The 14372-nt window shown below is 59.2% G+C and carries 6 protein-coding genes; 4 read left to right on the top strand and 2 right to left on the bottom strand.

Features of this window, described 5'->3' with window-relative positions; genetic code table 11:
- Positions 1-7 precede the first annotated feature (7 nt).
- Positions 8-574 carry a lipoprotein gene (locus ACL2XJ_RS23955; RefSeq protein WP_413724736.1) on the bottom strand — a complete coding sequence of 189 codons (567 nt, stop codon included), beginning with the start codon at positions 572-574 and terminating at the stop codon, positions 8-10.
- A 126-nt stretch (positions 575-700) separates the two neighbouring features.
- On the bottom strand, positions 701-1906 hold the full coding sequence (mdtH, locus tag ACL2XJ_RS23950; protein ID WP_413724735.1) for a multidrug efflux MFS transporter MdtH: 1206 nt from the start codon (positions 1904-1906) through the stop codon (positions 701-703).
- A gap of 304 nt (positions 1907-2210) precedes the next feature.
- Between mdtH and rimJ the strand changes: the two genes are divergently transcribed.
- The 4 genes from rimJ to murJ all read left to right on the top strand — a co-directional run bounded on the left by rimJ (position 2211) and on the right by murJ (position 14341).
- On the top strand, positions 2211-2795 hold the full coding sequence (rimJ, locus tag ACL2XJ_RS23945; RefSeq protein ID WP_132921261.1) for a ribosomal protein S5-alanine N-acetyltransferase: 585 nt from the start codon (positions 2211-2213) through the stop codon (positions 2793-2795).
- 17 nt (positions 2796-2812) lie between these two features.
- On the top strand, positions 2813-3718 hold the full coding sequence (locus ACL2XJ_RS23940; protein ID WP_413724734.1) for a Gfo/Idh/MocA family protein: 906 nt from the start codon (positions 2813-2815) through the stop codon (positions 3716-3718).
- 422 nt (positions 3719-4140) lie between these two features.
- Positions 4141-12660: a GH36-type glycosyl hydrolase domain-containing protein gene (locus ACL2XJ_RS23935; RefSeq protein ID WP_413724733.1), complete on the top strand. Its 8520-nt coding sequence runs from the start codon at positions 4141-4143 to the stop codon at positions 12658-12660.
- 145 nt (positions 12661-12805) lie between these two features.
- Positions 12806-14341 (top strand): murein biosynthesis integral membrane protein MurJ, encoded by a 1536-nt coding sequence (gene murJ, locus ACL2XJ_RS23930; RefSeq protein WP_413724732.1) that lies wholly within the window; start codon positions 12806-12808, stop codon positions 14339-14341.
- Positions 14342-14372 lie beyond the last annotated feature (31 nt).

Below are 14372 nucleotides of genomic sequence, written 5' to 3'. Positions count from 1 at the left end.
ACGCCGTTTAGCCGCCGGTGAAAGGAAAAATCAGTTCGCCGGGTTTTACTTCCAGTCCCTTGGCCAGCTTTTTGGCCAGCGCCTCGGTTTTACTGCGGTCGGCTTCCAGCACGTAGGCCGGCGTACTATCGAAATAAGACTTCAGAGAATTATCAAGATAAGGCGCCAATACCTTGAACGTCGACTGGAGTTTTTCCGGCTGCACCTGATAATCCACCAACTGCATGTCTTTGAGATAAATAGCTCCCTGATCTCTATCGTAATAAGGCTGCGCCTGCAGGGTGAGTTTCAAATCCGCCCGTTGGGAACCCCACAATGACTGGATATCCAGATGGGCATTGCCGGACAGGCGGACTTTATCCGGCTCGGTCCGGCCAATCTGGCTGCTGAGTTCGGTGAGTACGATATTGGCATTCAGCAAGCCAGGCACGCCGATGGCCTTCTGGAAATTATTATGTTTTTGCAGATAGCCGTTAACGTCCTGCTCGCTGAGCCGGTATTCGGTCAGCTTATTACAGCCGGTCAATGCCAGGCTCAATATCACGGCCAGCGCCGCAAAAGTTCTTTTTTTCATTCCTTTTCCGTTTTAGCTCGTCACATGATTTGACCTGCCGCAGCATATCATGCGACGCGGCGGGATAAGAGCGAAACAGCCCGCAATATCACCTGGGATAATCACCGGGCGGCCGACCGAAGGGAATCAGTGGCCGCTTAACATGGCCGGTTCGATGCGCCGCTGGCGGAATTGCCGGTATAAACCAAAGAGCGTCGCCAGCCCGATAGCGCCGAGCATGCACCAGGGCAGTTCCGGCAGGTCCAGCCGGTGCCCGGCATCGTATAACCAGCCGCCGCCGCTGTAGCCGATGGCGCCTCCCAGGGCCAGGCCCAGACGGCTAAAACCCAGATAGCTTCCGCGGGCGCGGCTGTCCGCCAGCGAGGCCCCCAGGGTTTCCCGCGCCGGTTCGGCGATGATTGACCCGATATAAAACAGGCCGATCAGGCCGAACAGGGTCTGCAGGCTATCCACCAGCCCGATGGGGAACATGCTTAAGGACATGATAAACAGACCCGCCATCAAGCGCATCTCCAGGCTGAAGCGCTTCTCGCTCCAGCGGGCGACGGGATACAGGAACAGCAGGGACAGCATGGCTTCGATGGCATACATCCATTTCACCGCCGAGGGCCGGCCGGCCACCTCATTCACTTTAATGGGCAGCATCAGCAACACCTGCACCGCCAGCATATAATAGCCGGTGAGGGTCAGGACGAAGGTGACAAAGCGGTGATCCCGCAGCACCCTGCGCATGCCTTCAAGGATCGGCGCGCGGGTAGTGGAAATACGGTAGGCCGGCAGCATCCAGGCGTTAAATATCGCCGCCAGTATAAACAGCAGGGCGCCCGCCCAGCATACCAGGTGGAAGTCATATTTCAGCAGCCAACTGCCGATAAGCGCCCCTATCACCGAACCGGCGCTGTCTTGCATCATCAATAGCGAGAAAAAGCGGCCCCGTTCGTTAGGACGGATAAGCTTAACCACCATTGCGGTCCGGGGCGGATCGAACAGCGTCCCGCCGAGGCCGGAAAGGACGCATGACAGCCATAACAGCCAGGGTTCGTCGGCAATGGCCATCAGGGCGAATGCCACGGCGCGCAGCAGCATGCCGGCGATGATCATCGGTTTGGCCCCCAGGCGATCGGCAATGGCGCCGCCAAAGATGCCCAGCCCCTGTTGGACAAATTGGCGTAATCCGAGGCCGATGCCCACCATCATCGCCGCCCAGCCCAACTGGTCGACAAATCGGATGGAAATGAGCGGAAACACCACAAAAAAACCCAGCACCACCAACATATTATCCACGAGGAGGAAATATTTACCCAAGCTCCTAGCTTGCGAAACCGATGACATACTTCACCAAAAGGTTAAATCTTTGCAAAGGATCTTCATTCTGACCGTTATGACGCCATAACGAAACCCCTGCCGACAGGATATTTTTCATCGAAAAATAATAGTAAAAACGATAATTTATGAGGACGATCTCTTTTCTGTCCCCCTGGGATGAAAAAAAAGTTCCCGCCGGCTTTTATTATGGTGAAATGAAAAGGTTATAGTTATTACAGCGCGCGACGAGGCTCTTGCCGTAAGGGTGATGATGGCCCATGATCGGGGTGCCCCATGATGGTTGTTAAATAGCCCTGATAGCGGAGGAAAGATGTTTGGCTATCGCTCAGCGTCGCCGAAGGTGCGACTGGTTACCGCCAGAATGGTGGTACGTTTGGTCCACGAACGCGACGCGTATCGCCTGGCCGATTATTATGCCGGCAATCGGGCCTTCCTGAAGCCCTGGGAACCCATTCGTGATGAAAGCCACTGTTTCCCGTCGGGCTGGCAGGCGCGGCTGGGGCTGATAACCGAGATGCACCGGCAGGGAACCGCCTACTATTTCATTTTGCTCGATCCGGAAGAAAATGAAATTTATGGCGTGGCCAATTTCAGCAATGTGCTGCGCGGCTCTTTCCATGCCTGTTTTCTCGGTTACTCGCTGGGGGAAAAATGGCAAGGGCAGGGGCTGATGTACGAAGCCCTGCAATCCGCCATCCGCTATATGCAGCGGCAGCAGCAGATGCACCGCATTATGGCCAACTATATGCCGCACAATAAGCGCAGCGGCAATCTGCTGGCGCGGCTCGGGTTTGAACGGGAAGGATATGCCAAGGATTATTTGATGATCGACGGCAAATGGCGGGACCATGTGTTGACCGCGCTGACCTATACCGGCTGGACGCCGGGACGCTGACATTCTCTGGAGAATATATGACCCTACGCATCGGCATTGTCGGATTGGGCGGCATTGCGCAAAAAGTCTATTTGCCGCTGTTGTGCCAGGAGCAGGACTGGCGGCTAATGGGCGCGTTCTCTCCCAACCAGGCCAAGGCGCAGGCCCTTTGCGCGGGTTACCGCATTGATTGTTTCGGTAGCCTGGACGCCTTGGCGCAACGGTGCGATGCGGTATTCGTGCATACCAGCACCGCCACCCATTTCGACGTGGTGGCGTCTCTGCTCACCCGCGGTATTCACGTCTATGTGGATAAACCCCTGGCGGACAGCCTGGAACGGGCGGAACAGCTGGTGGCCCTGGCCGCGCGCCACAAATGCGCGCTCATGGTGGGGTTCAACCGCCGTTTCGCGCCGCTTTATCTGCAGTTGAAACAGACCTTGCGCCAGCCGGCCTCCATCCGGATGGATAAACACCGCGAGGACAGTATCGGTCCACGGGATCTGCGATTCACGCTGCTTGACGATTACCTTCACGTGGTGGATACCGCGCTGTGGCTGGGGGGCGGAGCGGCGACACTGCTCAGCGGTACGGTGCGGGCCAACGAAGCCGGCCAGATGCTCTACGCGGAGCACCATTTCCAGCAGGGAGAGTGCAGCGTTACCACCAGCATGCATCGCCAGGCCGGCAGCCAGCGCGAAACGGTGGACGCGGTGACCTCGGGCGCGCTGTATCATATTGAAGAGATGCGGCTGTGGCGCAGCGAAAGCCGGGGGATTATCAGTGAATTACCGGTCCCCCCCTGGCAGACCATTTTAACCCAGCGCGGCTTTACCGGCGCGGTGCGGCATTTTATCGAGGCGGTGAGCAATCAGACCTCCCCTTCGGTGAGCGGCGAGCAGGCCATACTCGCCCAGTCCTGGATAGAACGGTTGCCGGTGTAGACCTGGTCTCCGGTCCGGTATCCACTCCTTGTCAACGTGGCGGGGCGGCGTGATGTCGTGCCGCAAACCGCCTATTTTTTATGCTGTTTGCGATAGCGGATGCAAATTTTTATCGGCTGATTGGCGCAAATGGGGTTTATGGTCCATATTCAGAGGACCCGCTCACTGCCTCAAGGTTTCACTGCATAAACGCACAGGCCGAGCGGGTCTGGCAATCCGGTTGCCTTCATATTTATTATCACATGTCATTTATGCCTCAAAAGGCATATCTCATCCCGGCACTGCCGTAAGGTGCTGCTTTTCCCAGGGTTAAGAAACCGGCCATGACATGGCGGAATGTATTATCCGCCGGAACGGTATTTCGTTTTTTTTATTATTTTATTCACCCCCCTGTGACACGATGCCGCAGGTTTAAGGCTCCTATGAAAAAGATGCTCGCTGATATTCTGCATTTGCATAAAACCACGTCCCCCTGGAATGACAGCGCTCCCGTCAGGAAAGAATTATTCGGCGCCGAACGCCTGGAGCAGCATGCCGAGAGCCTGGCGGCGGCCCAGGACGTCACGGACCGGCCGCCGAAGGTGTTGTCGCTGCATGAGCGCCTGAACGACAATGCGACGGTATTGCTGGCCGCCTATCGCTCCAGCGCCATGGAGCTGGAAAAGGGCAATACCGTGGTTCCCGCCGCCGAGTGGCTGCTGGATAATTATCATTTGGTTGAAGCTCAAATACGTGAAATCCGCGAGGATTTGCCCCCCAGTTTTTATCGTCTGCTGCCGAAACTGTCTCAAGGGCCTTTTGCCGGCTATCCCAGGGTATTCGGGCTGGCCTGGGCGTTTATCGCCCATACCGATAGCCATTTCGACCCGGAAAACCTCAAACGCTTTATCAATGCCTACCAGCGGGTCCAGCCCCTGACCATCGGTGAACTTTGGGCGGTGGCCATTACCCTGCGCATTGTATTGATTGAGAATTTGCGGCGGCTGGCGGATCAGATAGACGAAGGGCGCGAGGCCCGCCAGCGGGCGGAAAATCTTGCCAACCGCCTGTTGACCAAAGGCGACGCGCTGGCGGCCATGGCTGCGGCGCATCTGGACAGTTACGCCTCGCCGCTGAACGAACATTTCGCCGCGCAGCTGGCTAAACGCTTGCGTAATCAGGATCCACGCACCACACCGGCATTGAGCTGGCTGGAAAAACGATTAGCCCAGCAGGACAGCTCCATTGAAGCCATCGTGCAGAATGCCCAGCAGCGTCTGGGGGCATCCAACGTCACGGTGCGCAACATCATTACCAGCATGCGCTTAATTTCGGATATTGATTGGGCGACGCTGTTTGAAAGCGTCAGCCTGGTGGATGAACGGCTCGGTCAGCACAGCACCTTTGACGAGATGAATTTCACCACCCGAAATCTTTACCGCAGCGCCATCGAACTGTTGGCGCGCGGTTCGTCTTACAGCGAACTGGACATTGCCGGACGGGTATTATCCCTGGCCCATGACGCCGCCGCCGATCAAACCGACCCTGACGAAGCCGCCCGCGTGGGCGATCCGGGTTATCATCTCATTGCCGGCGGACGGCAGGCATTGGAGAGGGATCTCGGCTTCAAGGCGCCCTGGCGCCTGCGTATCAGCCGCTATGTTATCCAACCCGGCATTACCGGCTATGCCGGCGCAATCGTCCTGCTGGGATTGCTGGCGGCGGTGGAAACGGCGGCTCTGTTCCGTCACGCCGCCGGGATCGGCTGGCTTATCGGATTCGTCATCCTGGTACTGCCCGTGGCCAGCGAGGCCGCCTGCGCCTTGGTCAACCGCCTGGTGAACTGGCGGCTCGGCGCCTCGCCCCTGGCGGGACTGGCCCTGAACGAGGGCGTGCCGACCCGGCTTCGCACCATGGTTGTGGTACCGGTACTGCTCGGCGATGAAAATGATATCAATGAACAGATTGAACGCCTGGAAGTGCATTTTCTGGCGAGCGGCGAAGGGGATTTAACCTTTGCGCTGCTCTCCGACAGTTTGGATGCCCCGCTGGAAAATCTGCCTGGGGACGAGGCGTTGATCGCCTGCGCCAGGGAGGGGATCGACCGGCTGAATCAGCGCCACGGTCCCGGCCCGGCGGGGGAACGTTTTCTGTTGCTGCACCGCCGCCGCGTGTTCAATGAACAGGAAGGCTGCTGGATGGGGTGGGAGCGTAAACGGGGAAAACTACATGAACTGAACCGTTTTTTGCGCGGCGCCGCCGACACCAGTTTTATTGACGGCAGCCGGGTGCCTGAAAACGTGCGCTATGTGATAACCCTGGATGCCGATACCCGCCTGCCGCGTGATACCGCGCTGCAATTGGTGGGTAAAATGGCCCATCCCCTTAACCGGCCGAAATTTGACCGCCTGGGTAAACGCATCATCGCCGGCTACGGCATCCTGCAACCCCGTGTGACCCCTTCCTTGCCGCTGGGTACCGACGGTTCCGTCTACCAACGGGTCTTCTCCGGCCCGGGCGGCCTGGATCCTTATGCCTCGGCGGTGTCGGATGTCTATCAGGATTTATTCGGCGAAGGCTCCTACACCGGTAAAGGCATCTACGATGTGGACGCTTTTGAAGCGGCCCTTAACAATCGCATCCCCGCCAACACGCTGCTCAGCCACGATCTGTTCGAAGGTATCTATGCCCGGGCCGGGCTGGCATCCGATGTGGAACTGGTGGAAGATTCTCCGGCACGTTACGACGTGGTGCTCAAAAGGCAGCATCGCTGGACCCGGGGAGACTGGCAATTATTGCCCTGGATCCTCAACGGACACGGTGGATTAAGCCCGGTTCCCGCCGTGGGCCGCTGGAAAATGATCGACAACCTGCGCCGTTCGCTGATGGCGCCCTGCTGCCTGCTGGCCCTGGGCTGGAGCTGGCTGCTGCCCGCGCCTCTGGCGCTGACGGCCACCGGGTTTATCCTGGCGGCTATCGCCATTCCTTCGCTAATACCCATTTTCTGCGATCTTCTGCCGCGCCGCCGTCGGATTCCCCTGAGCAAGCATTTAATCAATGTCGCCAGCGATTTTCGCTATGCCCTGCTGCGGATCCTGATGCAAGTGGTTTTTATGGCCGATCATGGCTGGCAGATGTGCGACGCCATTGCCCGCTCGATTTATCGCATCTGTTTTAGCCATCGCAAACTGCTGGAGTGGACCACCTCTGCACAGACCGGCGGCAGCCCGCGTCCCACGTTATGGAATTATTGCCGGCACATGTCGTTCAGTCTCCTGTTGGCGCTGGTCATGGTGGCGGCGGTACTGGTTTTCGCACCCTGGAATTGGCCGCTGGCGGGGGTATTTGTCCTGCTGTGGCTCTCGGCGCCGGTGATGGCGTATTGGGCCAGCCGGGCGCCGGTCATCAAGCCGAAGTCTAAGCTTGATGCCGATGAAACCCAGGAAATGCGGTTGATTGCCCGCCGTACCTGGCGGTTTTTCGAAACCTTTGTGACGCCGGAGGACAATATGCTGCCGCCGGATAACTTCCAGGAAGATCCGCGGCCGGTTATCGCCCACCGTACCTCACCCACCAATATCGGCCTGTATCTGCTGTCTTCGGTAACGGCGCGGGATTTTGGCTGGACCGGAACCGGCGCGACATTGGAACGGCTTGAAGCGACCTTTGAGTCCCTGCTCAAGCTGCAGCGCTACCGCGGGCACTTTTTCAATTGGTACGAAACCCGGACGCTTGAGGCATTGACGCCGGCCTATGTCTCGTCGGTAGACAGCGGCAATCTGGCCGGCCACCTCATCGCATTGGCCAATGCCTGCGAAGAGTGGCTGAATCACCCCATCGCTCCCACCTGGCGCGCCGGCACCCGCGATCATTTGCTGCTGATCCGCCAGGCGCTGAAAGTAACGCCGGAACTGGACAATCTGCCGCTGACGGTGGCCCTGGATGAAATCGATCGCCAACTGACGGAAGGCCAGCCGGAGGAAATCCTGCTGCCAAAGCTACAGGTACTGGCGGAAGAGGCGCACGGGCTGGTTATCGATATGCTGGCCTTGATGGAGGAGACCCCCGAGTCCACCCTGCTGTTCTGGCTGGAGTCCCTTAAAAACGGTCTGACCGCCCACTATGAAGATCTGCAAATCGCCCTGGCGCCGGCGGCGACCCTGAACGTTCGTCTGCAATCCCTGGCGGACACCGCCCGCGCGCTGGCTCTGGACATGGATTTCCGTTTCCTGGTGGACGACGAACGCAAACTGCTGTCCATCGGCTACTCCTTCACCGATAACCAGCTCGACAGTAGCTGCTATGACCTGTTGGCGTCCGAAGCCCGCCTGGCCAGCCTGTTCGCCATCGCCAAGGGGGATATACCCACCAAGCACTGGTTCCGGCTGAGCCGCGCCGCTATCCGCTCCGGCAAAGGCGCCGCGCTGATTTCCTGGTCGGGTTCCATGTTTGAATACCTGATGCCGTCGCTGGTAATGCGCGCGGCGGCCGGCACCCTGCTGGAGCAAACCAACCGGGTGGTGGTGGCGCATCAGCAGGCCTACGGCCACTCCCTGCATATCCCCTGGGGGATTTCGGAGTCGGCCTACAATGCCCGCGATCTGGACTTTACCTATCAATACTCCAATTTCGGCGTGCCGGGCCTGGGGCTGCAGCGCGGATTGGCGCAAAACAGCGTAATCGCTCCCTACGCCACCGGTCTGGCCTCCATGGTGGACAGCCTGGGGGCGGTGGAAAACTACCGCCGGTTGGCGCAGCTGGGCGCGAAGGGTACATTCGGTTTTTACGAGGCCCTGGATTTTACCGCCGCCAGACTGCCTAAAAAACAGAAGGTGGCGGTGGTGCGCAGCTATATGGCGCATCACCAGGGCATGACGCTGGTGGCGCTGAATAATACCCTGCAGCAGGGTATTATGCGTGAACGTTTCCATCGGGAACCGATGATCCAGTCGTGCGAACTGCTGTTGCAGGAAAGAATGCCGCGCGAAGTGGCCATGGCCAAACCCCATGCCGAAGAAGTGAAACGGGCAGTGGATAAATCCGGTCTCAACCTGATGAGCCAACGTCGTTTCTCCGCCATACCCGCCGGCGCGCCGGTGGTCCATATGGTTTCCAACGGGCATTATGCGGTGATGCTTACCGTCGCCGGCGGCGGCTACAGTCGCTGGGGCGATATCGCCATCACCCGCTGGCGGGAAGACGTCACTCGTGACGACGCCCGCTCGTTTATCCGTTTTCGCGATCTGCGCAGCGGAAAAATCTGGGCGGCGGGTTTGCAAACCCAGGGCATGACCGCCATGAGCGAACGACGGGTTCGCGCCTTGCAAGGCAAGTCCTTCAACCAGGTGATTTTCAGCGAAGACGACGCGACCTTCATTCACCATGACCGTACCCTTACCACCACCTTGAATGTCCTGGTGTCCGGCGAGGACGACGGTGAAGTCAGGCGCGTCATGCTCACCAACAGCGGCCGCCGCGTGCGGGAAGTGGAGCTGACCTCCTACGCGGAGCTCGTGCTGGCCTCCGCCAATACCGATGCCGCCCATCCGGCGTTCGCTAAAATGTTCGTACAGACCCACTATTTGCCGGAGTTCACTGCCCTTATCGCCACCCGCCGCCCCCGCACGCCGCAGGAACCGCGGGTATGGGCGGCCCATTTGGCCATTGTCGAAGGTGAAAGCATCGCTGACCCGCAATATGAAACCGATCGGGCGCGTTTTATCGGCACCGGTATTTCACCACTTCACAGCGAGGCGATCCAGGGCCGGCAGCCGCTGTCCAATACCGTCGGCACGGTGCTTGATCCCATCTTCTCCCTGCGCCGCCAGGTGCGTATTCCCGCCGGCAGTTCGGTGCGCGTCACCTTCTGGACGCTGGTGGCCGGCAGCGAAGCGGAATTACTGGCCCTGATTGATAAACATCATGACCGCAGCGCCTATAAGCGCGCAAAGACCCTGGCCTGGACCCAGGCGCAGGTACAGTTGCGCCATTTGGGCATCAACGCCGAAGAGGCGGCGGATTTCCAGCGCCTGGCCGCGCCGCTGCTGTATACCGACGCCCGTTTCCGTCCGCCTTCCGATACCATTATCCGTGGGGCGGGCAAACAATCCGATCTTTGGCCTTTGTCCATCTCCGGCGATCTGCCCATCGTATTGCTGCGTATCGACGATATCCAGGACATCGCCCAGGTGAAACAGCTGCTGCGCGCCCAGGAATATTGGCACATGAAGCTGTTAAGCGTTGATGTGGTGATCATCAATGAGCACTCTTCCTCTTATATGCAGGATTTGCAGGTGGCCATCGATACCGCGGTGCGCAGCAGCCAGTCGCGTCCGCGTTACGCCGGTGAATCTTCCAGGGGCAGCGTCTATACGCTGCGCGCCGATTTGATAAGCCATGAGGCGCGGATGCTGTTGCAATCCGTGGCACGGGTCTCGCTGTTGGCCAGACGGGGCCGCATCTCCACCCAATTGGCGGAGCTGGAACTGCCGCCGGTGACGATGCTGCCGCAGCGCAGGTTGAAACTGCCGGTGGCGGCGCAGATCCCGTTGCCGGCGGATCTGGCGTTCTTCAACGGCACCGGCGGCTTTGCCCGCCATGGTCGTGAATATGTCACGGTCATGGATGCCCAGACGAGGCCGCCCGCGCCCTGGATTAACGTTATCGCCAATCCGGACTTCGGGTTTCTGGTATCGGCCCGGGGCAGCGGTTACAGCTGGTCGCAAAACAGCCGCGAAAATCAGCTCACTCCCTGGCTGAACGATGCGGTGGCGGACAATGGCGGCGAAGCCATTTATATCCGTAATGAAGCCACCGGCGAGCTATGGAGCCCCACGCTGCACCCCATCGACGATGGCGGCCGTTATCTGGCCCGCCATGGTTTCGGCTACTCACGTTTTGAACACCATACCCAGCACACCGCCGTCGAACTGTTGCAGTACGTTCCGCTGGAAGATTCCATTAAAATTTCCCGGCTTACCATACATAACCTTAGCGATCAGCCGCTGCGCTTATCCATCTCCGCCTATACGGAATGGGTGCTGGGCACCTCCCGCGGCGCGTCGGGACCCTTCATTATTACCGAGCGCGATGAAAGCACCGGCGCGTTGCTGGTGCGCAATTCGTGGTCCACGGCCTTCCAGGGCCGCGTCGCATTCGCCGATCTCGACGGGCGGCAGGATGGCTTTACCGCCGATCGTACCGAATTCCTCGGCCGCAACGGCAGCATGAATTCCCCGGCCGCCCTGGTGAACGGCAGCCGTCTCAGCGGCGCATGCGGTGCCGGTTTCGACCCTTGCACGGTGTTGCAAACCCATATTGAGCTGGGGGCCAATCAAAGCCAGGAAGTGGTGTGGTTTATGGGTCAAAGCGACTCGGCGCAGGGTGCGCGGCAGATGATTGAAACCTACCGCGCCGCCGATCTGAACGCGGTGCTGAATCAGGTCACCCAGCATTGGCAGCAGCGGTTGGGGGCGATACAGGTCACCACGCCGGATCCCGCCATGGACATCATGCTTAACGGCTGGCTGCTCTATCAGACCCAGGCCTGCCGAATCCAGGCCCGGTCCGGCTTTTATCAGGCCAGCGGCGCTTATGGCTTTCGCGATCAGCTGCAGGACGGCATGGCGCTGACCTTTGCCCAGCCCCAGCTGACCCGCGGCCATCTGCTAAGGGCGGCGGGACGCCAGTTTATCGATGGAGACGTACAGCATTGGTGGTTGCCGCATTCCGGCCAGGGCGTCCGCACCCGCATTTCCGACGACCGGGTCTGGCTGTCCTATGCCGTTGCCACCTATATCAACTGCAGCCGCGACGAAACGGTGCTGGATGAAGTGCTGTACTATCTGGACGGGCCGCATCTGGCGCCGGAAGAGCATGATGCTTTCTTCCAGCCGATGGCCGCCGCCGAAAGCGCCACCGTTTACCAGCACTGTGTGCAGGGCCTGGAGCAGACCCTGACGCTCTTTGGCGAGCATGGACTGCCGCTGATGGGAACCGGCGACTGGAATGACGGCATGAACCGGGTGGGAGAGGGCGGTAAAGGGGAAAGCGTCTGGCTCGGCTGGCTGCTGATCAGAACCCTGGCGCTGTTTACCCCCTGGGTTGAGCAACGGGAACCGGAACGGGCAGCCCAATGGCGGATTCGCGCTGAAGCCCTGCGCGCCGCCATCGAGCGGGAAGCCTGGGACGGAGAATGGTACCGCCGCGCGACCTTCGATGACGGCACCTGGCTGGGCAGCAAGGATAACGACGAATGCCGCATTGATTCCATTGCGCAATCCTGGTCGGTATTATCAGGCGCGGCCGATCCCAAGCGGGCCGCCCAGGCCATGACATCGCTGGACAAGCTGTTAATCCGTCGCGAGGATATGCTGGCGCTGCTGTTTACGCCGCCCTTCGATAAAACCGAGCACGATCCGGGTTACATCAAGGGCTATCCGCCCGGACTGCGGGAAAACGGCGGTCAGTATACCCATGCCGCCATGTGGGCCATCCTGGCGTTCGTCGGGCTCAATCAAGGGGATAAAGCCCATGATTTGTTCTCGCTGCTCAATCCCATCAATCACGCCCGCACGCCGGACGACGTGGCGCGCTATAAGGTGGAACCCTATGTAATCGCCGCCGATGTCTACTCAGTGGCGCCCCATGTCGGCCGCGGCGGCTGGACCTGGTATACCGGTTCGGCGGGCTGGATGTACCGCGCCGGGGTGGAAGGCATCCTGGGCATCCGCCGGGAAGGGGATAGGCTGGTGGTCGATCCTTGCATCCCGTCAAGCTGGCCGGGCTTCGATGCCGAAGTGAACGTCATGAATACCCGCTTCAGTATTGAGGTCACCAACAGCGGGCTGCGCTCCCGCGGCATTACCGAGGCGCTGTTGGACAATCATCCGCTGGACTTGACCGAAGGCCGGGTACACACCCTATTGGATGGCGGCAGCCATCTGCTGGTGCTGAAATTGTAGCCCTGGTCTTTACCGCAGGTTACAACTGATGGTAGCGATTTCTGAAACAGAGGGTAGACTAGGCGCACCATAAAAGATAAGGATGTCGGCGGGGGCCGGTTGCGTTTGCTTACCCCCGGCATCCGGGCGTAGTAGAAATCATTCTATGAACTTATTGAAGTCACTGGCCGCCGTCAGTTCCATGACCCTTTTTTCGCGGGTGCTGGGTTTTGCCCGCGATGCTATCGTTGCCCGTATTTTCGGCGCCGGTATGGCGACGGATGCGTTTTTTGTCGCTTTCAAGCTGCCGAACCTGCTGCGCAGGATCTTTGCCGAAGGCGCCTTTTCCCAGGCTTTTGTTCCCATTTTAGCGGAATACAAAAGCCAGCGGGGAGATGAGGCCAGCCGCACGTTTGTCGCCTATATCGCAGGCCTCCTGACGCTGGCGCTGGCGCTGGTGACCGTGGCCGGCATGCTGGCCGCGCCCTGGGTTATCATGGTTACCGCCCCCGGCTTCGTGGATTCGCCGGACAAGTTTGTCCTAACCTCATCGCTGCTGCGTATTACCTTTCCCTATATCATGCTGATCTCCCTGGCATCCTTGGCGGGAGCGATCCTCAATACCTGGAATCGTTTCTCGGTGCCGGCGTTCGCCCCGACCTTGCTTAACGTCAGCATGATCCTTTTTGCCCTGTTCGCCGCTCCCCATTTCCACCCGCCGGTTCTTGCGCTGGCCTGGGCGGTGGTGGTGGGCGGCGTATTGCAGCTGGGTTATCAACTACCCCATCTGAAAAAAATCGGCATGCTGGTGATGCCGCGCCTACAGTTCAAGGATGCCGGCGTCTGGCGGGTACTGCGGCAAATGGGCCCGGCAATCCTGGGGGTTTCGGTGAGCCAGATATCGCTGATTATCAATACCATCTTCGCCTCGTTCCTGGTGTCCGGCTCGGTTTCCTGGATGTACTATGCCGATCGTTTGATGGAGTTTCCTTCCGGGGTGCTGGGTGTGGCTCTGGGGACGATTTTATTGCCTTCCCTGGCGAAAAGCTTCTCCAGCGGCAATCACGATGAATACTCCCGCCTGATGGATTGGGGGCTGCGGCTTTGTTTCGTTCTGGCGCTGCCCAGCGCCGTCGCCCTCGGCATCCTGGCGAAATCACTTACCGTCGCGCTGTTTCAGTACGGACGTTTTACCGCTTTTGACGCCTCAATGACCCAGCGGGCGTTGATGGCATATTCGGTGGGGCTTATCGGGCTGATTATGGTCAAGGTACTGGCGCCGGGCTTTTACTCCCGGCAGGATATCAAGACGCCGGTAAAAGTGGCGATTTTCACCCTGATCATGACGCAGGTGATGAACCTGGCGTTTATCGGTCCGCTGAAGCACGCCGGATTGTCCCTCTCCATCGGGCTGGCCGCCTGTCTGAACGCCGGGCTGCTGTATTGGCAACTACGCAAAAAGAATATGTTCCAGCCGCAGCCGGGCTGGACCTCGTTCCTGATTCGTCTGGTGATCGCGGTACTGGTGATGTCGGCGGTGTTGCTGGGCATGCTCTGGGTGATGCCCGATTGGGCCCAGGGCAATATGCTGGCCCGACTGCTGAGATTGGCGCTGGTGGTGGCGGTGGGGGCTACATCCTATTTTGCGGCGCTGGCCGCCATGGGATTCCGGGTGCGGGATTTCGCCCGTTCCGTCAACTGACGATACCGAGTATTTCCGTCAATTGACGGTC

Source organism: Sodalis sp. RH16, from assembly GCF_047324245.1.
Classification (GTDB): Bacteria; Pseudomonadota; Gammaproteobacteria; order Enterobacterales; family Enterobacteriaceae; genus Acerihabitans; species Acerihabitans ligni.
The sequence above is the reverse complement of the archived record's forward strand: the minus strand, read 5'-3'. Positions and strand labels throughout refer to the sequence as shown.